The sequence below is a fragment of the Secundilactobacillus paracollinoides genome, assembly GCF_001702155.1.
Classification (GTDB): Bacteria; Bacillota; Bacilli; order Lactobacillales; family Lactobacillaceae; genus Secundilactobacillus; species Secundilactobacillus paracollinoides.
Genome location: NZ_CP014912.1, coordinates 2,288,961 through 2,308,453 on the forward strand (window position 1 = coordinate 2,288,961; position 19,493 = coordinate 2,308,453).

The window sequence follows — 19,493 nt, forward strand, 5'->3', positions numbered from 1 at the left end:
TGTTTAGAGTAAAGTTATCAAGATGATAGGGTGGAATAATGGAAGTTCAACAATTACTAGACGAATACATTGACGTATATATCAAATCACTGAAGTACTTGGACACGTTCGTTTCTGAACCAGCGATGGAATACAATCTTTCCTTCGAACAGTACTTGATTTTGCACGACATCGCGGAAAAGGCCAACGTGACCTTAGCGCGCATCGCGGATAAGCGCGGTGTGACTCGGAGTGCCATTTCGCGCCAGATCAAGGTCTTGCTCAACTTAGATTATATCTATCAACAACGTGATGAAAAGGACCACCGGCGCCAGTATCTGCATCTGACCCCGCGTGGTCGGCAGATCGAAGAAATTGTGACCAAAAAAGCTCGAACCCGTTTCGGCAGTTGGGTCGATATCTTCGGCGAGGACAAAGCCGCGTCTTTGCTAGACTTTATTAAACAGTTTAGTAAAGTAACAAAGCTGGAGAATGGTGGCAAGAGTGCGGAAGAAGACGATTAGAGGGCGGAGCACGTTTCGGCTATGAGGCCAAGTAAGGAAATGCCTGGGTTTGGCACTTTTGTCAGAGTTGGCTTAGGCAGGAGCCCGCTGTCTTCTGGAGCACGTTTCAGCCATGAGGCCAAGAAAGCGGCAAGAGTGCGGAAGATGGCGACCAAGGAGTGGAGCCTAAGTAACTTTTGGCAGAAAATCCCGGTTTTGGATTTTGTGCCGGAAGTTGCTTAGGTGCAACTCCTTGCCATCTGGAGCACGTTTCGGCTATGAGGCCAAGAAAGGAAATGCCTGGGTTTAGCATTTTTGTCAGAGTCGGCTTAGGCAGGAGCCCTCTGTCTTCTGGAGCACGTTTCAGCCATATAGCATAGCCATGTCACGACTAAAAGCACAACACCGGCAACTACCGGCAAAAAAAGAGCACCAAGAATCCGACAAAGTCGAATCCTTGGTGCTCTTAATGATTGTCTATTTTCGATCCGCAACACTAATCGATCACACCCTGATGTGTCGGTTCAAATTCATCCACAACATGGATCGTATAATTTTCGCTGCCACTCAATAACTTAGAAACAGGGCACCGTTTTTCAGCTTGGTGCACAAAATCTTCCGCCTGAGCGTGAGAAATGTGCGGAATACGAACGCGGGCGTCAACCAAAAATTCTAATCCGGCAGTGCCCTTGACCATCGTGACATGAACGTGAACTTGGGCACGGTGTGGCAGGTTGTTTTCTTTTTCAATGGCCTGCAGAGTGGCGCCCATGCAAGTACTAAGTGAGAGTCCAAGCAACTGCTCAGGGTTAGCGCCAGGCATCTTTTCGTTTAAGGGATTACTGACAGCAACACTAACGCCATTTGGCACGTAGGCGTACCCATTTAACCCATCATGGTTAAACGCATCGGTTTCGTATTTTTTAATAAATTTTTTATCCATGTTCATTTTCTCCTCAAAAACCAGGCTTATGCCTTCTAGTGTACGCAAGACGGCGCCAAATAGCAATTCACAAGATTCAGTTGGTTGTTTTAAACAACTAGACATTACCTGTAGTTGTGAAAAATACAGAATGAAATTTATAGAATTTTTTTATGATATCCTAGACCCGCATTTATTAATGTGCTATTATAGCGGCAATGCAGGAGTATGGCAGCGCTTTTTTGGAGGGGATCAAAATGAATCTGATTCAATTTTCAAGTCATCCTTCGGTAAGAAAAGCTTGGACACAACGCTTAAATCAGGGGGGAACACTGATTGAGCCGAAGATGATGTTAGCCTTTAGAACAACGCTTCACGCCAATGACCAACGGTTTGGGGACCGTCAGCCAAAGCGTGAAACAGTACTTGTTACGAAGCAGTAATTAAACAAAAAAGCGATTTGTCGCATGCTTTTCCAAAAAGGGGAAGGATGCGGCTTTTTATTTTTAAAACAATTTTCAACAAAAATGTTGCATCAAAACGGTAGGCAGCACAGGCAGGTAAGCGTTACCGGGCCTGACTATGGTGAATTGCGTCAGCGTGAGAACCGTGGTTTAATAAAGACAAGCAGCAACGGTCACCATGTAGAAAGTCTAGATGGTGCGGATGAATGAGAATTCATCGGGCAAAGAGAGATGGAGGAATGCTTGTGTATAAAGTAATGGTGATGCTTCACGAGGGTGACGACTACATTCGGATGAATAAGGTCTATTTTGAGACCATGCCGGTGGCGGGCCAGTATATCATCCACTCAGATGGGTTAGCCTACTACGTTGAAGAAGTCACAATGTTTGCGGGCTACGTCAGCAGTAAGGGTGCCACAACAATTTTGGTGGTCCACCCAGCCTCAAAGGATGAAGCGGTCAACCAACTTTACGGCATTGATATTGAAAGAGATTTGGATGATCCGGAAGAGGAGTAGAGCGTGAAGCAAGGTGCTCTAGGGGCGGTGTGTAACGGACTCTGGCAGAAATGCCTGAACTTGGCATTTTTGCCAGAGTCCGTTACACGTTAGCCCCGTGCCTTGCTGAACGCGTTTCCACTAGATAAGGGAGAACCACGTAGCCAGCAACACCCCGTAAGAAAAAAGCTGAATCGGGAATCTTCACAACAATCACCACGACAGAACCCAAAATTTCTGTGGCACTCATGTACGTGAGGCAATAGATCTAAAGCGAGCGCCTCAACCTCAATAGGTGTTAAAAACGAAAATAGGATGTTATTAACAGTCATTGTTGATAACATCCTATTTCGTATAAAATACAATTAGTAGTTGCGTTTTTCGCTGAGACACCATAGTATTCGACCCGTTCCTTTTCAAGATTATGAGTAGAAGTGGTTAGTCTTTGGTTCCATCCCAAATGCGTGTGCTTGGAAAAATTCACGTTCAGCGGCACTGACTTCTTGGAGGTCCTTTAACATGATGGGACGAACGTTATTATAATCTGTATGTGGTTGGTTGTTGTTATATTGGTCTAAAGCGTTCATTGATGTCACTTCCTATTCGTAGAATGATATTATTATACAATCATGAGAACGAAAAAGCTAGCTTAAAATACACTAATTTTAATATGCATACATAAATCATTCAAAAATTAGAAACAAAATGCAGAATCAATGCGTATTATCGTTTACCCCATTCATTTCAATATACAAATTTATGAATATTGTAACCGGTTAAATGTGTGGTCTTTGAGGTCATTATGAACAAAGAATGAGATTTTTTGGCCGGTTGATTACCAAATTATGTCATACCGATCAGAAACAGTAAAATCGTGAGTAAAATGACAAAAAGGTCGACAAGGACTTGTTTCATCACGACGCCTCCTTAATTTGGTCAGACGACTAAAAAGCCACAGTAAGCAACGGCGACACCAAGGACGGCTGCGAGTACGAGGTAAACACCGGCGATTCTTGGTTGGTCATGCAACAAAACTGCAATTTCATTGGTAAAGGTTGAAAACGTGGTAAAGCCACCTAAAAGACCACTGCCTACCATCCATAGTGTTGAAGTCGTTGGTAGACTTGCGGTGAGCATCCCCAGACAAAAGGCGCCTAGCAGATTAATGAAGAGAGTGGCAATTGGCAGCGAGACGCGGTGAAAAACGGTATTTCCGATTCGTGTACATGTGAATCGCAGCAGGGCACCTACCGCGCCAGCAAGCCCAATTTCAACAATTGTCAGTAGGGTCATGGCAGCCTCCTTTGTTGAATGCGGTGGCTGAGTGAAAAGCCCCAGCTTGCGGCTAAGATTCCAAGCACAAGGCTAATTGCCCAGTACGTGGCGGCGAGAAGAAAGCCTTGTTGTGTGCCGAGGTTAACGGTATCCACGCAAAACGTTGAAAATGTCGTAAAACTGCCAACTAGCCCGACGCTTAGTCCAGAGAGTAATTCGGGTGAGATCGGGACCACAAAGGGCAGCGCACCGGTGATCAGTGCCAGTAGAAAAGAGCCCAGAACATTAATGGCTAGGACCGTGACAAAATGGTATTGCGCAAAAATGGTCGTCAGCCAAAGGCGAATCAAACTGCCGATGAAGCCAAAGATAAAAATGTAGCCGATACGTTTAAGCATATGTATGGATGACTTCCTTTCTATGTAGTAAAGATAAATGAAACAAGTGAGACAAAAGTTAGTTTAAGAGTTATTTTCATGAAAGTAAAGTTGTTTTCATGAAAATTCATTAGGAAATTGGTGAAGACCCCCTGACCATAAGTTTTAAGAGATCAAAAAAACGCCGGTTATCATAACCAGCGCTTCTTGAGTAATGCGTTTAAATTAAGCCTGCTGAGTACACGTGATCCATCAATGAACGGGTTTCAGTAAACTCGTTAGCATCGTGAAGGACAACGGTGATCAGACGGTCGTGACCGGACTTTTGACCAGTTCCGACGAAGCAGTAACCTGCAAGATCGGTATAACCAGTCTTAAGGCCGTCAACGTTGAGGGCCTTTTCATAGTATTTCCGGCCTGGCAACAGATTGTTATAGTTATAGCATAACTGACCAGAAACGGTGACTGATCCCTTTGACGCATCGGTTAGAACGGCAGGGTAGTCAGTGATCAGATGGTTGGCAATTAAGGCCACATCCTTAGCAGAAACTTCGTTGGCTTCGCCGCCGCTGACCGAGTAGCCGTAAGTCTTGAGGGCTGATTGTTCAACGCCTGATGCGGAAACAAAGGTGGCGTGCCCGAGGTTCCAAGTTTTAGCCTGTGCGTTCATGAGTTTAATGAACTTAGCGTTATAGGAAGGGGTTGACCCGCCAGCGACCCATTGACCAAGTGCGGTGGCTGCGTTGTTCGAAGAATCAATCAAGGCTGCCAAGTATAGCTGTTCAACGGTGTAACTGTTCTTAGTAAACTTGAAGCCGCCGTAAACACTGGAAGCACCCATGGTCTTTAAGCCAGAGTACGAAGTCGTGACCTTAGAACTCCAAGTTGCACTGGTGTTGGCAACTTTTTGTTCAACAAGGTAAAGTGTCATCAGTTTTGAAACGGACGCAATCGCACGAGGGGTGTTCGCGTTCTTTGACCAAACGACTTTACCGGTTTTAGCGTCTAAAGCAACGGCCGCTTTAGCGTATTTCAACCCAAATGCAGATTTGCCCTTGGTGAGATAGCTGTGCCAAACGTACCCGGTCACAGTGCCGGCACCGTTGGTTACTTTGTAATAGATTGCCTTAGTCGACCCATGCTTTAAGATCACTTCCTGGGTAGCGTACCAGGTCGTGTAGGGGTAGCTTGAGAGATTAGCTAATTTTTTGGTGTGTGATTCGTTGTAGACCGCACCCTTAGTAGAAGCTCGATGATAAGCCGTTTTTGTCATACTCGTGGTTTTAGACACGGAATAAGTAGCGGCGTGCGCAGCGGGCTGGTTGACAGAAACAAAGCCAACAAAGCCCAGCAATAGCGCAAACGCGACAAGTAAAGTGCCGCGTAAATGAAAACGTGACTGACTCATATAAGTTCCTCCTCTTTATACAGACCAAAATAGCATGATGTTTGGGCTCAGAGTCCCTTACGCAGGAGCCCCGTGCCTTGCGGAACACGTTTAGGCTATGTGAAAAGGAAGCACAGTAGCCATTCCCATTCCGTTGCCTAAAACCGAAAAGTCCGGGCCTGACTTTTAGTCAGTGTCCGTTACACGTTAGCCTCATGCCTTGCGGAACACGTTTAGGCTACGTGAAAAGGAAGCACAGTAGCCATTCCCTTTCCGTTGCCAAAAACCAGAAAGTCCGGGTCTGACTTTTTGGTCAGAGTTCGTTACACGTTAGCCCCATGCCTTGCTGAACACATTTAGACAATATGACATAGAAAGACGAAACCGAAAGCCGAAACCGAAAGCCGAAACCGAAAGCCGAAAAAAAGTTGCGCCAAACCAGCCACAACAAAGTAAGCCACAGCAGCTACCAAGCATCCACAAAAAACTACCCAACGAAAAAAAGACCAGCCACATCACCGCCATCATCATGGTGGTAACGCAACTGGCCTCAACTGACTAGGTCACATTTAGTATTCGGTAATAGCCTCGTCTTCAGAAAGCTCTAACCACAGCGTTAAGGCTGATGGGTTAAAGTTTGTCCAAGCCTGCATGTCCTGGTAGGCCCGTTCGAGCAGGGTGCTCTTTTTCGTCTTTTCAAGTTCATCAAAAACTGAGAGGGCAAATTCATTATCCTCTAAGTCGGAGATCACGGTTGGCAAATGGTGATTCCATTCTTCAATTAAATCCTGATAGATCAACAGCTTACGTGCAGACTTAATTGCGAAGTCAACGCCCTGCTGACGGAGATCCTCGACATAGGTATGGTACTCGTTAATCACAGCATCCCGGGCAACGCCCCACTGCTGCTGATTATAGGTTGGTAATTTTGACATAATATCCCTTCTTAGCAATAAACTAATGAAACAATTGGTGCTCTAATCATCCCAAAAAGATCACCCAAACAGCCTGAAAAATTTAATCGATTAAATGAGGACTGAAGTGTCTACAACTCAGCCTACTGATTTTTGAGTGATTTGTCAAAGTATTCTTTAAGATATTTTTGTCTAAGTTTTGTTTAATTGAACACACCGCCATTGGAAACGGTTACGGTGGGGTATTATAGGAAATAATTGTTCAGAAATAATGAACACTTGTACATTTCTGACCATGGAAAATAAAGGAGATTTGAGGAAAATGACAGACAGTAATCGCGTTTTGTTTAAGTTTCAGAAAAGGAATTGACGCTAAGGAGACCCATTCGCTATAATGATGTTTTGTGTTTAACGATGCTGTGATATTGTGGGCGGATAAATTGGGGTTGCGCACACAGGATAGCTGATAAAATAAGTAGAAATGATGGCGGATGAAATGGTTAAAGGATTCAAATGGATTGGTTTATTGGGGATGATGCTGTTGGTATTAGGTAATGGACATGCAACTGACGCCCAGGCGGCAAAGAAGGCAACGAAACAAGTCACGGTCAGCAATGTGCACCAGGTGGCGAGTCGGGCGTATGCGCTAAGAACGGGTACATATGGCTATTCAGCAGCGAGTCTGAAACATGGTGTGACGCTGAATCATTTAAGTAAGACGACCTGGTATTGCCACCAAGCCGCGACCGTTAACGGCCAGACGCAGAAACAAGAAGTGCTGCAGTTGACGAGCGCCAATAAGCAGCACACCTATTGGATCCTAAAATCGCAGCTGCGTAGCGTGATGAGCAGTTCCTTTGACTTAAAGCTAAAGGGTGCGGGTGATAAGTATAAGACCGCGAAAATTAGGTTCTTCGGGGATTCAATTCCCGATGGCTGGAACGGGTATCGGTTCTATCCGACGACGTACCCGGTTTGGCTGGGGAAGTATCTTGGAGATGAAAAGCGGGTCAGCAACTATGCGTTTCCCGATGCGCGGATCGTCGGGCGCCGCTGGGAAGACGTTAACGGGACTCAGCGACCACAAGATTTGGCAGCTGTTATTAAGGCACGAAAGGCCAGTATTCCAAAGTTCAATATGATTTTTATTCATATTGGCACAAATGACTATACACCAGCGTCTGGATCGGGTAATCTCAAAAATGTGATGGCGCACTTGAAAACGAATGTGCAGGCTATTCGCCGACTCAATCCAACTGCGAAGATCTATGGGATATTACCGTTGACCCGGTTCAGCGGTACCGGCGTCAATAAAAATGACGTGATGAATGATGAAGGGTACACCTTCGATCAACTTAAGCAGGGGGAACGACAAACTTATCGAAAACTTGGCGTTCACGTGGTTGATTTTAAAACGTTGGCACCAAATCTCATCACCAGTGGTAATTACCACGTGGCATTAGCTGATCATCGATTACATCCCAGCGCGGAAACCGCACAGAAGATGGGGTATGCGTTGGCCAACTGGATCATCAAAAAATAGCATTGAAATTAGAATTTGATTAAAGGCCGCCTTAATTGGCGACCTTTTTTCTCATCTTTAAAAAAAGTGCAGGTTCATCTGATTGGTGAAATATCAGACGGTGATTAAAAACAGAGTGAAACAGTTCTCAAAAAAGACCACGAGGATGAGTATGCTTAAGCGATGTTTCAATTCTGTTGTGAAACAAGCCCGCCCATTAAGTTGTATGAGCGAAAATAAATTTCTTATTAAAGGTAAAAATATTTGTGATATAAATAACAAACATCGTTATTCTAAGGATTGTCTTATTTTAAATAAATTCTTGAAAACGCTTTATTTACGTGAACATTAGGACTATAATGAAGGTGTTGAAAGAGATGAATATAAGTTCACAAGAACGACGGTTATTGAAACTTCATCATAGGGAATCACTTATATCGTGTGGTTTCAATAGCAATTGTGACTGACTCATTTTCAATTTCTTTCATGCACCATAAGTAAGTAATGGAGATGATGTTGTTATGCGTATTAAAGCAGCAGTTGTTCAAGAAAAAGGTAGTCACTTTGAACTTAAGGATGATGTCGAGTTAGCACCGATGCAGGCGGATGACTTACAGATCCACATGGTCGCTAGTGGTATTTGTCATTCTGATGAAGCCTTGAGAAAAGGGGATGCCGAGATCGGTTATCCAATCGTTCTGGGACATGAGGGTTCTGGTATCGTTGAAAAGGTTGGGCCAGAGGTCAAGAACTTTAAGCCTGGTGACCACGTTGTCCTTTCCTTCTATGGATGTGGTGACTGTGACAATTGTTTGCAAGGCAAGCCAACACAGTGTTTGAACTACGCTGCAAATAATTTGTCAGGCGTTCGGCCCGATGGCAGTGCTCACTTTACAGAAGATGGTCACGATGTCGCTGACATGTTTGACCAATCTTCATTTACAACGACGACCATCGTCCGTGAACGGAATGCCGTTAAGGTGCCGAAGGATCTTGATTTGCGGAAACTCGGCCCTCTGGGTTGCGGGTACGTCACAGGTAGCGGGACAGTATTGAATACGTTGAAGCCGAAGCCAGGCCAAACCATTGCTGTGTTTGGGACTGGGGCCGTTGGCTTAGCCGCTATGATGGCTGGTAAGATCTCAGGGTGTACGACGGTTATCGCGGTGGACGTTGTGGATTCACGGTTGGCATTAGCCAAGGAACTTGGCGCAACTGATGTGATCAACAGCAAGACTGATAACGCGGTCGAAAAGATCAAGTCGCTGACAAATGGTCACGGGGTCGACTTTGCGGTGGATACGACTGGGGTGACCCAGGTGATGGAAGATTCCATCCAAGCCTTAGCTCAAGGTGGCACCACAGCAACGATTGCTGTGACGCCAAACCATATTGACCTGGATACCTGGAACGACCTTTGTGTTGATGACCGCTCGATCATCGGCGTAAACATGGGTGACTCCATTCCCCAAATTGATATTCCACGTTTGATCCGGTTCTACAAAGCTGGCATGTTCGACTTTGATAAGACGGAAAAGTTCTACGACTTCGACCAAATCAACGAAGCCAATGCGGATTCGGGCAGTGGTAAGACGATCAAGCCCGTTCTGGTGATCGACCCAAGTTACGAACCAGGAAAATAAGATAGGAAGTTTGTCTGTTTAAGAGGGTCTTCCCACTGTTAGGTGATAGTCCGTTGCATTCCGCAATTTGGCACTCCGCTGAGAGTGGCTCGCGATGAAGCTAATTCAATTTCTGCTGCGCAGCTCTTGAATGGATCTCCATCGTCTCGCACATCAGTAACCGAACACAATACGGTCGCTAACTGATGTCGACACCACAGCTCCGTGCCAAATTGCTGCATTTCACTGACTGTGAGCTCACTTTTCACCACTAGTTAAGCATCACATTGGCGTTAAACCAAGTTTGAAGAGAATCCGCACTCGACTGCTAATAAGACTATTAACAGCAATGCTTCTCACAATTTGTTAGTCACCAGAACCAATTGATCAACCGGTTTAATGCCACCACTTTTGGAGATTTACCATCTACTTTAACGATAACAAGTATCGTAGCGTAGTGGCGCCGTTCGGCATTGCAGGCTGTGGTGTCGGTGTTCGTTGGCGACCGTATTTTGGTCGGTTACGAACACGGGAGACGTAGGAGATCCTTGAATTTCTGCCCAGAAATTCAATAGCTCCGAAGCGACCCCACCTCAACCTGCAGGGCCGAACGGTGCAACGAAGCGACATGTCAGCACTATTTGATTCACCTAATAGTGGAATAACCCATTTAAGATTGGAACCAGTTGTTTAAAAACTGAAAGGAAGTCATTCTAATGTCAGAAACAATGAAGCAGCTAAAGCACTATCAAATGTATATTAACGGTGAATTTAAGGATTCAAATTCCGGCAAACTATTGACGGTGATCAACCCATCAACGGGTGAAAAGATCTCGACTGTGCCAAGTGCGACCCGTGAAGAGACTCAGGAAGCCATCAACGATGCTTACGAAGCTGAGAAAACGTGGAAGTTCGTTCCGGCAGCCACTCGTGGGCAATACCTCCACGACTGTGCCAGTGCCATTCGTGAGGACTCAGAGCATCTGATCGATATGTTGCAAGAAGAACAGGGGAAGATTCGGTCATTAGCCCAAACGGAAATTCTGTTCTCTGCGGACTACTTTGATTACATGGCTTCCGCTGCTCGGACATACGAAGGTGAGATTCTTCAATCGGGTAACGCCAACGAAAACATTATGATCACCAAGCAGCCAATTGGGGTTGCCGCCGGGATCTTACCTTGGAACTTCCCATTCTTCCTGATTGCCCGGAAGATGGGGCCAGCGTTGGTTACTGGGAACACGATTGTCATGAAACCAAGTTCTGATACGCCTAACCTGGCATTGGAATTTGCAAAGATCGTTGATAAGATCGGTATCCCAAAGGGTGTTGTCAACTTTGTTACTGGTCCAGGTTCAGTCGTTGGTGATGAATTATCAAAGAATAAGAAGATCGGCATCATCAGTTTGACCGGGTCCGTTAGTTCAGGGAAGCAGGTCATGGCTTCCGCTGCGACCCACATGGCTAAGGTGTCATTGGAACTTGGTGGGAAAGCACCAGCTATCGTTTGTGCGGACGCTGATATTGACCTGGCTGTTCAATCCATTATTGATTCACGGGTGGATAACAATGGACAGCTTTGCAACAACTGTGAACGGGTCTACGTTCAAGAAGATGTTGCTGACGAATTTACCAAGAAGCTGAGTGACAAGATGTCAGCCATCAAGGTTGCTAACCCGATCACGGACAAGGATTCCGGTATTGGCCCGCTGATCAACCAAGGGGCCTTAGACAAGGTTGCAGGTATGGTTGACCGGGCTGTTGAAGCTGGCGGCAAGATCACAGCCGGTGGTCACAAGGTTGAGATTGAAAATGGCTACTACTATGAACCAACCGTCATCACTAACGTCAAGCAGGATTCCGAAATCATTCAGGATGAAATCTTTGGCCCAGTGTTACCAATTGTGACCTTTAAGACGTTGGACGAAGCCATTGATATGGCAAACGACAGTGACTTTGGGTTGACCTCTTCGATCTTCACCCAAAACATTGATACAGCTCAACGGGCTTCAAATGAATTGGAAGATGGTGAAACCTACATTAACCGGTTTAACTTCGAAGCAATGAACGGGTCACACTCAGGCTGGAAGGAATCAGGTATCGGTGGTGACGATGGCCGTCACGGCATCGATGAATTCTTGAACACCCATGTCATTTACCTTCAGGGACATCCTGAAAAGGCACAGGGCTAATGCATTAGCCGCTCTGCGATGATGTCTTTTGATACAGGTATTGATGAGTGAAAGGCATTGTGACTTCCAAAAGGCATCGACTCGTTATTTGTCAGTCGGTGCCTTTTCTGGTAAGCTGAATGTAACCGTTTGCAAGTTCGCATTGGCGCGGTTATTGAGCAAGACGCTGTTTGACAAGGTTGTAAACGGGCGGGGCGGCTTGAGTTTTTGAAAACCGGTATGCCGGGCAGGTGGAAAACCGGTATTGTTGGGTTGAAATAAAGGTTGACTCAATTTTCCATTTGGAAATGGAGGGATTTGAAATGGCTATTGTGGTTTCTGTATTAAAGGAAGAACAGCCACATGAAAAACGGGTTGCAATTGACCCGGATGTCACCAAGCGGCTCATCAAGGCTGGCGCAAAAGTGCTGGTTGAACGAGGCGCCGGGGTAAAGTCTTACTACAGTGATGCGGCTTATGAACAAGCTGGTGCCGAGTTAGTTGATCGAACCAAAGCACTGAGTGAAGGGACCGTCATTGCGGTCGTTAATCGGCCAAGCGATGAAACGCTAAAGGCGCTAACTTCTGGCCAAGTACTGATCGGGCTTCTGAATGCGCTGATCGATCCAGATAAGATGCAACAGCTCGCTGCCCAAAAGGTGAGCGCACTGTCGTTTGAATTGTTACCTCGGACGATCAGTCGGGCACAGACGATGGATGTCTTGAGTTCACAATCCAGTGTGGCCGGCTATAAGGCTGCACTGGTTGCCAGTGATCTATATCCAAAGTACTTTCCAATGATGATCACCGCAGCTGGGACGGTCAAACCCGCAAAGGTCCTTGTTTTAGGGACTGGGGTTGCCGGTCTGCAAGCCATTGGGACAGCTAAGCGGCTGGGGGCCGTTGTTTCGGGGTATGACGTTCGGCCAGCTTCAAAGGGTGAAGTTGAATCACTGGGCGCAACGTTCCTGACGAGCTCAGTTTCAAACGGCGCTGGTTCAGGCGGGTATGCCCGGGCGTTGACTGCTGAAGAGACTGAAAAACAGCAAGAAGAGCTTGCTGGGTTCATTGCCGAAAATGACGTGATCATTACGACCGCTCAAGTACCTGGTCACAAGCCACCGTTGATGGTGCCGGCGACCAGCGTGGACAACGCTAAGCCAGGCACGGTCTTTATCGATTTAGCCGCCAGTGACCTTGGCGGTAATGTGGCTGGCAGCCAGCCTTTTGAGACGGTGACAACTGACAAACAAGTGATGGTCGTCGGGGCCTCGAATTTGGCGAGTGAGTTGCCGCATTCAGCTTCACAGTTGTTTGCGAAAAACGTGCAGGCGGTGATTAACGCGATGCTGGACGACGATGGCAACATTGCCATTGATCCAACGGATGATGTGTTTAGCGGTTTAACCGCAACAACGGCCGGTGAGATCGTTAACGCCCGGTTACGAGAGGCATTGAATTTACAACCGCTGACGAAGCCGGAACCTGCCAGCACGGCTGATGAACCAGCCGAAACGAAGGGGGCTGAGTAGGATGAGTCAGGAATTATATACGAATTTAGCCATTTTTGTGTTAAGCCTACTGGTGGGCTTTGAAGTCATCAGTAAGATTCCCGCAACGTTGCATACACCAATGATGTCAGGCGCCAACGCGATTCATGGGGTCGTTGTCGTCGGAAGTATCTTAGTGGCTTTGGAAGCAGATTCACCATTATTTTACGTGATTGCGTTTATTGCCGCTTTGCTAGGGGCCATCAACGTTGCCGGGGGCTACGTGGTCACTGACCGGATGCTTGAAATGTTCTCAAAGCCTAAAGAAAAGCCAAATGATGACAAAGGAGGCGAGCAATAATGTCAGGATTAATGACGGTTGTTTCGCTTTCATACCTTGTTAGTGCCGCTTGCTACGTGATTGGGCTGCACATGATGCGGACGCCAAAGACGGCTCGAAATGGGAACCAGTTGTCCTCAGTTGGGATGTTTTTGGCCGTGATCATGACCTTTATCGTGGCCTTAGTTAAACATCAGGCGTCAGCCATGGGTTGGATTTTACTCATTGTTGCCCTGATCATCGGGGTCGGTTACGGGGTCTATAAGGCCCGGACCGTTAAGATGACTGATATGCCGCAGTTGGTCAGTTTATTCAACGCCGTGGGCGGTGGCGCTGCCGCTGCCATTGGGACGTTTGATTACCTGAGCCAGCCCAATGGGGCCTCATTAGCCTTTGCGTTTTCATTTCCAGTGATTTTAGACCTGGTGATTGGGAGCGTGACCTTCTCAGGGTCGTTGATTGCGACTGGTAAATTGTCTGGTCACGTTTCCGGGAAGCCCATTAGTTTCCCAGGGGCGAAGATCTTAAACGGTATCGTGGTCATTTTGATATTAGCCAGCATCGTTTTGACGATCGGCTTTCCAACCAATGTCTGGACGCTGGTCTTGGCAATCGTTGCCAGTCTCGTCTTCGGGATTCTCATGACCATTCCAATTGGTGGTGCCGATATGCCCGTTGTCGTTTCACTGTTGAACGCGTTCACCGGGTTAGCCGTTGCGATGGCCGGGTTCGTTATCGATAACCAAGTCTTGATCATTGCTGGTGCCCTTGTCGGGGCTGCTGGGACGATTCTGACGTTGCAGATGGCTGCTGCGATGAACCGGTCCGTTGCCAACATTATTGCTGGCGGTTTTGGGACTGGCGACAGTGGCACTGCCGATGCGGATGATGTGCCTGTCAACGTGAAGGAAACCTCAGCGGATGATATTGGGGTGCAGCTCGCCTATGCCAAGAATGTCATGATCATTTCAGGGTACGGGTTGGCGGCCGCCCAAGCGCAACACGAAGTTGCCGAGTTGGCCAAGTTATTGACTGATAATGGGATCAACGTGAACTACGCCATTCACCCCGTTGCTGGGCGGATGCCAGGTCACATGAACGTGTTGTTGGCTGAAGTGAACGTCCCATATGATCAAATGAAACAGTTGGAAGAAGCCAACTCGATGTTTGAAAATACGGATGTCTCCTTAGTCATCGGGGCCAACGATGTCACGAACCCAGCAGCTCGGAAGCCAAATACGGTAATTTCTGGGATGCCAATTCTTGACGTTGATAAGTCGAAGTCGGTCGTGGTCATCAAGCGGTCAATGAGTACTGGGTATGCCGGTATTCAAAATGAACTGTTTTCAGATGATCAGACCAGCATGTTCTTCTCGGATGCGAAGAAGGGGCTGCAGGATATTATTGCGGCAACTAAGGAGTATCTGGATCAATAATGTGAACTTAAGGTAAGAAGTGAGCCCTGGCAGATAACTGCCGGGGCTTTTTTGGACACAAAAAGCCTGGCACCAAATAGCGCCAGACTTCTTAGTGTGGATTCTTATTAAGTGGTTCTAACGGCCTTGTAAATGCGCCGCAAATGCCTGGACATTATTTTCTTTAAATGTCGGCATCGGAATTGCCATTTTTGTATTCTGAAAGGAGAAGGTAAAAACGGCGTTTCCGAAATTCATTAGCACAAAATTGACCGCTTCACTGTCAGTATCAGTGTCGGCGCTGATCTCACCTGCGGCCTGCATGCGGATGAAGTTTTCCTTTACCAGTGAAACGAACCGAATTGGTAACTGCTGAAGCGCCTGACCAACTTCTGGAAACTGGTAGGACTCACGAACACCAACCAAGAAAACAACGAGGTGATTTTGGACAAAGGTTGTATAGAGATCCGCGACACGTTTGAGATCCGTAACGATATCACCAGAATAGTCAAACGACTGTCCGACCTTTTCCATGTCAACGAGATAGGCATCAATAATGTGTTCAAGAATGGTTCGCTTATCTTTGAAATGGCGAAAGATCGTACTTTCATTGACCCCGGCCTCTTCGGCGATCTTTTTGGTGGTCGTACCCTGATACCCATACTTAAGCGCTAATTGTGAGAAGGCATCAAGAATCTTTTCGTCAGTTGTTTGTGCTGTCATCGTGCAGGGGCACTCCTTTCTACGGTTGACCAAGGGGGTGACTGGTCTGTTCAGTCCTCTGTAGGCCACCGTGCTGAAACGCGTTTCGGAAAACAGAAGGCTGCCTGTAAACCAACTCTGGCAGAAATGCCAGGTACGGGCATTTCAAGGTGGTTCTCTGTCCTCAAGCCGAAACGCGTTTCGGAAAACAGAAAGCTGCATGTAAGTCAACTCTGGCAGAAATGCCAAGTCCAGGCATTTCTGCCAGAGTTGACTTACACTCCGCTTCCTCCCGTTTTCCTTCAAGCTCTATTAACTTAACCTATCAAATTGTAACATTGGTTGATGCTTTCTGAGTGCCACGATGACTAAATTTATCAGAATTGTGACGCCGGTTAGGGTCAGTAAACCGAGCCAGATGCCCGTGGTTCCGGTACCACCGTACATAATGTTAAAGTCTGCCTGAACGGCGTAATACATTGGCATTAGGCCGTGAATGCCCTTGAAGAACCCGTTCATCGCAAGGACGGGCACCATTCCGGCACTCGCCACAACTTGCAGCATGGTGAGAAAGGTATTGAGTGCGGTTCCGATTTGGCCGATGAGCAACACCAGAATCGCGTTGAAGTTGTACGCTGAGAATAACAGCAATGCCGATGTGATCCAGAGATTAGTGAAGGTACTGCCAGCTAGGCCCATCATGGCGATGATTGCCCAGGACACGAACGCGGTTCCGACAATGGCGATGAGTGCCATAGTAATCTCTAAATTCACAATAGACTTGAACCGGCCAATTTGTTTGGCAAACTTTGCGTAGGTGCCATACAACATGATCGTCCCAAAGAGGGCACTAATGTAGAGGGCGAGGTTCGTGATGAATGGGGCAAGTGAGTAATTCAGACCGGTTTTGACTTTGTTTTCACGGTGAATGCTTGTTTTAACTGAAGATGCTAACGGTTTAGCCTGTTTTTTAGCGCTATTGAGAATCGTTTGTTTTTGAGCTTCTGCTTTCGACGTTGCGGTCTTGGTTGAACTGGCTACTTGTTTTTGTAATTGCGCCGTGAGGGCCTTTTGTGAACTGGCAGGGGCAGCCGCAATCTTAGCCTTCTGGGTGGCAACTGTTGCCTTTGCTGCCGTCTGTTCTTTTTTAACAGTCGTTTGTAGTTTCGTGAGCGCAGGTTCAGCAATCATTAAGGCGCCTTTTTGTAAAAGGACGTTGTTGTTAACGGTCGTCCCAACGGTCTGTGCAACGGACTTCATGCCGGACACAACCGAGGTCTGATTAGATTCATTCACGTAAAAGTTTAACGTTGTCTGCTTGTTAGCGCGGATGTCCTTATTGAACTGCTTGGGAATCGCCACGATGAGGTATGTTTTTCGAGTATTCAACTGATGTTTTGCCTGGTTCAGATCAGTCGTTGTTTTGACGGTGTCAAACGGCAAGGCCTTTTTTAACTGGTTAGCGATCTTTTTACTTTGTCGATCTTGGTTGACCACGGTCACTGGCAATTGATCCAGATGATTTGGCATGGCATGGTAGCCAGTAAAGTAGATTGCAAAAATGATGATGCCGTAAATGAGGACGACCGCCAGTGCTAAAAGCGGCCCCTTAGATTTTAAAAATTTTCCGAGATTCATAACTGATGCCCCCTGAGTAATTAATGAAATAGAGAATAACACCATTTTAAAATGCGTGCAAGTAAATGCTTGCATAAAATAAAATCTTTATCCGTGATTAATGAGTAAACTTATTGATATCCTTGGTTTAGTCATTTTTTACCAGGCGAAATATGTTAAACTTTAGGTAATATGCAAACGTGAAAGGAACTTGACGAAATGGTAAAAGCAATCACCTTTTTTGACTTGGATGGCACCCTGCTCAATGCCAAAACACAGCTGGATCAAGACGTTATCGATGCAATGCATCAGTTGCAAAAAAATGACGTGTTACCAGTCATTTCAAGTGGGCGAAACTTATTTGAAGCGCGGCCAATTATGATGCAAACGGGGATCGATTCACTGGTTGGCGCCAATGGGTCGTACGTGATGCTGCACGGGGAACCTGTCTATACTGCTGAAATCGACCACAAGCTGATCAGTCAGTTCGAAGCCTTCGTCCAGGAACAAGACGAAGCATTTATTGTGTTAAATGATCAGCAGGCACGCAGCAACCGGGTGACTGAAGCGACAAAGCAGGCGTACCAGTTTGTCAACAGTCCGGTGCCTATCGTGAACCCAGTTTTTTGGCAAACGAACCCGATCTACATGATGATCATCATGACGGATCACGATGACGCCCGGTATACGATGAAGTTTAGAGATGACTTGACCTTTTATCGCAACACCCCATATAGCATGGACATTGTGGTGAAAGATGGGTCAAAGAAGGCGGGGATGCAGCACCTGCTTGACCGGCCTGAATTTAAGGACGTGCCAACATATGCGTTTGGCGACGGCAATAACGACATTTCGATGCTTGACCTGGTTGATCACCCCATTGCGATGGGCAACGCGCTGCCACACGTGAAACCACACGCCGAGTTTGTGACAACAGCTAACGTTGATCACGGAATCGTAAATGGACTCAAACACTTTGATCTGTTGTAATTCTGTAAGCATTCGGCTTTGCAGGACCAGGTATCTATGATAGACTAGTTACTGGACTTAATTTATGGGGTCGTTAAGGATTCGACAGGTATAGGTTGAGCCTAGATTGCGTTTCGTAGTGAGGAGCTACGTTAAAAGCCTCAACCTTTTTTAACTGCAAATAACAGTTCAAAATCTCTTGCATTAGCTGCCTAAATAGCGCTATACAAGGATCCGTCTGACTTCGTCCATGAGTCGGGTAGCGGGTCTAACCTTTAGTGGACTTACGCCAGAAGCTCACGTCTGAAGTAACTGGAAGAGTCTAATCAGACTAGCACGTTAAGTTAGCCCTGACAGGCGGCGCATTAGCGTGTGAATTTTAAGTAGTCTGCCTATGAACGTAGATATTTGGGTGGCAATATGCTTGGACGCGGGTTCGACTCCCGCCGACTCCATTGCTGATACAAAAGAACAAAGCCAACTGACAACTTGTCAGTTGGCTTTGTTCTTTTTATGCCCTTATTAGTGATGATTCTTATCTTGCCTTTCTTCGGCCATCTTAGCGATGTTTTGCTGAATTTCAGTCGGAAATTTTTGCTTAGCGCGTTGAAAAACGGTTTCTCGCTGAATCAGTAACGAGAATCCAATATAGAAGGTCATCAAGGCCGCACCATCTGGAACAAAGTGATCCCCAATCAGATGAATGAGGATGGATACCGCCCACAGCAGAAGTGTGACCACATTGCCGCGGCGAAGCACGATCTCGTTTTGATCATCCACCCACAGTTGGTAGCTAAACGCCCTAAGAATGCCGAAAATGACAGCCGAAATGGTTAAGGTGACGACCATAATAATGAGACCATTTACAGTGAATGAGACTTTTCTTTTATAGATGCCGCCGACCACTAGAATCAGACCAATTATCATAATGATGACGTACGATCTCGTATTTTTTGAAACCATTCGAGGCATTAATTGCCTTCTAACGATCCAAATGAGCAACAGAACTGGTACAACGTAGTTTGTCAGATTCATCTATAATTTCCCCCGAAATCTAAAATGCTGGTTTGAAGTCTACACGTTATCGGATGAACTTTCGATTATCGAAGGGCGTTTTGTCTAAATAGGGCGTATATTCAGTAGTAAGCGGCCCCATTTGTGGGAGGCCCATTTTTGACACCGCGGAAAATTTGGATTATGAACAGGTTCTATTTTCGGGTATAATGAATTTAGTATTGTACTGAGTGACAAATGATTGTTTAACGGGTGTCCTTGCCAACTCAGCAAGGGACACGTTATTTGCTCATAACTGGGATGTGTGGGCAAA

General features: G+C 46.3%; 20 protein-coding genes and 1 other RNA gene. 12 read left to right on the forward strand and 9 right to left on the reverse strand.

Translation table 11 applies throughout. From position 1 onward, the window contains the following. The first annotated feature begins 38 nt into the window (after positions 1–38). A complete protein-coding gene (locus AYR61_RS09835) occupies positions 39–503 on the forward strand; it encodes a MarR family winged helix-turn-helix transcriptional regulator (protein ID WP_065902825.1) in 465 nt (154 codons plus the stop codon). A gap of 475 nt (positions 504–978) precedes the next feature. Here AYR61_RS09835 and AYR61_RS09845 read toward each other — a convergent pair whose 3' ends face one another. Then, positions 979–1,425 carry an OsmC family protein gene (locus tag AYR61_RS09845; protein WP_082409338.1) on the reverse strand — a complete coding sequence of 149 codons (447 nt, stop codon included), beginning with the start codon at positions 1,423–1,425 and terminating at the stop codon, positions 979–981. 236 nt (positions 1,426–1,661) lie between these two features. Here AYR61_RS09845 and AYR61_RS09850 point away from each other — a divergent pair, with 236 nt between their 5' ends. The 3 genes from AYR61_RS09850 to AYR61_RS09855 are packed head-to-tail and all read left to right on the forward strand — an operon-like array spanning position 1,662 to position 2,386. After that, entirely contained in the window at positions 1,662–1,847 is a 186-nt protein-coding gene (locus tag AYR61_RS09850; RefSeq protein ID WP_054711576.1) for a hypothetical protein, read from the forward strand. 24 nt (positions 1,848–1,871) lie between these two features. Beyond that, positions 1,872–2,078 (forward strand): hypothetical protein, encoded by a 207-nt coding sequence (locus tag AYR61_RS15390; RefSeq protein WP_056987117.1) that lies wholly within the window; start codon positions 1,872–1,874, stop codon positions 2,076–2,078. A gap of 35 nt (positions 2,079–2,113) precedes the next feature. After that, positions 2,114–2,386: a hypothetical protein gene (locus AYR61_RS09855; protein WP_054711579.1), complete on the forward strand. Its 273-nt coding sequence runs from the start codon at positions 2,114–2,116 to the stop codon at positions 2,384–2,386. Positions 2,387–2,787: 401 nt separating this feature from the next. Here AYR61_RS09855 and AYR61_RS15185 read toward each other — a convergent pair whose 3' ends face one another. From AYR61_RS15185 to AYR61_RS09880, 5 genes are all read right to left on the reverse strand, one after another. Next, on the reverse strand, positions 2,788–2,952 hold the full coding sequence (locus AYR61_RS15185) for a hypothetical protein (RefSeq protein ID WP_156319355.1): 165 nt from the start codon (positions 2,950–2,952) through the stop codon (positions 2,788–2,790). A gap of 349 nt (positions 2,953–3,301) precedes the next feature. Further along, the gene (locus tag AYR61_RS09860) at positions 3,302–3,658 is read right to left on the reverse strand and encodes a fluoride efflux transporter FluC (protein ID WP_054711580.1); all 357 of its coding nucleotides are present in this window, start codon (positions 3,656–3,658) and stop codon (positions 3,302–3,304) included. After that, positions 3,655–4,038: a fluoride efflux transporter FluC gene (locus tag AYR61_RS09865; protein WP_054711582.1), complete on the reverse strand. Its 384-nt coding sequence runs from the start codon at positions 4,036–4,038 to the stop codon at positions 3,655–3,657. The genes AYR61_RS09860 and AYR61_RS09865 overlap by 4 nt, the downstream gene beginning before the upstream one ends. 199 nt (positions 4,039–4,237) lie before the next feature. After that, positions 4,238–5,425: a serine hydrolase gene (locus AYR61_RS09870; protein ID WP_065902827.1), complete on the reverse strand. Its 1,188-nt coding sequence runs from the start codon at positions 5,423–5,425 to the stop codon at positions 4,238–4,240. A 548-nt stretch (positions 5,426–5,973) separates the two neighbouring features. Next, a complete protein-coding gene (locus AYR61_RS09880) occupies positions 5,974–6,339 on the reverse strand; it encodes a hypothetical protein (RefSeq protein ID WP_225356475.1) in 366 nt (121 codons plus the stop codon). Positions 6,340–6,814: 475 nt separating this feature from the next. On the opposite strand from AYR61_RS09880, the gene AYR61_RS09885 reads away from it, so the two are divergent. The 6 genes from AYR61_RS09885 to AYR61_RS09915 all read left to right on the forward strand — a co-directional run bounded on the left by AYR61_RS09885 (position 6,815) and on the right by AYR61_RS09915 (position 14,899). Then, the gene (locus AYR61_RS09885; protein WP_065903903.1) at positions 6,815–7,861 is read left to right on the forward strand and encodes an SGNH/GDSL hydrolase family protein; all 1,047 of its coding nucleotides are present in this window, start codon (positions 6,815–6,817) and stop codon (positions 7,859–7,861) included. A gap of 500 nt (positions 7,862–8,361) precedes the next feature. Next, complete coding sequence (locus tag AYR61_RS09890; RefSeq protein WP_065902831.1) at positions 8,362–9,483, forward strand: NAD(P)-dependent alcohol dehydrogenase; 1,122 nt, start codon at positions 8,362–8,364, stop codon at positions 9,481–9,483. A gap of 695 nt (positions 9,484–10,178) precedes the next feature. Then, a complete protein-coding gene (aldA, locus tag AYR61_RS09895) occupies positions 10,179–11,654 on the forward strand; it encodes an aldehyde dehydrogenase (protein ID WP_065902833.1) in 1,476 nt (491 codons plus the stop codon). A gap of 302 nt (positions 11,655–11,956) precedes the next feature. Beyond that, positions 11,957–13,165 carry an NAD(P) transhydrogenase subunit alpha gene (locus AYR61_RS09905; protein WP_056987113.1) on the forward strand — a complete coding sequence of 403 codons (1,209 nt, stop codon included), beginning with the start codon at positions 11,957–11,959 and terminating at the stop codon, positions 13,163–13,165. A gap of 1 nt (position 13,166) precedes the next feature. Beyond that, entirely contained in the window at positions 13,167–13,484 is a 318-nt protein-coding gene (locus AYR61_RS09910; protein WP_054712006.1) for an NAD(P) transhydrogenase subunit alpha, read from the forward strand. Next, positions 13,484–14,899, forward strand: coding sequence for an NAD(P)(+) transhydrogenase (Re/Si-specific) subunit beta (locus tag AYR61_RS09915; RefSeq protein ID WP_065902835.1), 1,416 nt, complete (start codon positions 13,484–13,486; stop codon positions 14,897–14,899). Before AYR61_RS09910 ends, AYR61_RS09915 begins: the two co-directional genes overlap by 1 nt. Positions 14,900–15,016: 117 nt before the next feature. Here the strand turns inward: AYR61_RS09915 and AYR61_RS09920 are convergent, their stop codons facing one another. Both AYR61_RS09920 and AYR61_RS09925 read right to left on the reverse strand, forming a co-directional pair. Next, positions 15,017–15,601, reverse strand: a complete 585-nt coding sequence (locus AYR61_RS09920; protein WP_054712008.1) for a TetR/AcrR family transcriptional regulator — start codon at positions 15,599–15,601, stop codon at positions 15,017–15,019. Positions 15,602–15,892: 291 nt separating this feature from the next. After that, the gene (locus AYR61_RS09925; protein ID WP_065902837.1) at positions 15,893–17,218 is read right to left on the reverse strand and encodes a YhgE/Pip domain-containing protein; all 1,326 of its coding nucleotides are present in this window, start codon (positions 17,216–17,218) and stop codon (positions 15,893–15,895) included. A gap of 198 nt (positions 17,219–17,416) precedes the next feature. On the opposite strand from AYR61_RS09925, the gene AYR61_RS09930 reads away from it, so the two are divergent. Together AYR61_RS09930 and ssrA are read left to right on the forward strand one after the other, a co-directional pair. After that, complete coding sequence (locus AYR61_RS09930; RefSeq protein WP_056987110.1) at positions 17,417–18,187, forward strand: Cof-type HAD-IIB family hydrolase; 771 nt, start codon at positions 17,417–17,419, stop codon at positions 18,185–18,187. A 66-nt stretch (positions 18,188–18,253) separates the two neighbouring features. Beyond that, positions 18,254–18,624: a transfer-messenger RNA gene (ssrA, locus tag AYR61_RS09935) on the forward strand. A gap of 64 nt (positions 18,625–18,688) precedes the next feature. Here ssrA and AYR61_RS09940 read toward each other — a convergent pair. Beyond that, positions 18,689–19,093 carry a hypothetical protein gene (locus tag AYR61_RS09940; protein ID WP_191982242.1) on the reverse strand — a complete coding sequence of 135 codons (405 nt, stop codon included), beginning with the start codon at positions 19,091–19,093 and terminating at the stop codon, positions 18,689–18,691. Positions 19,094–19,493: the final 400 nt, after the last annotated feature.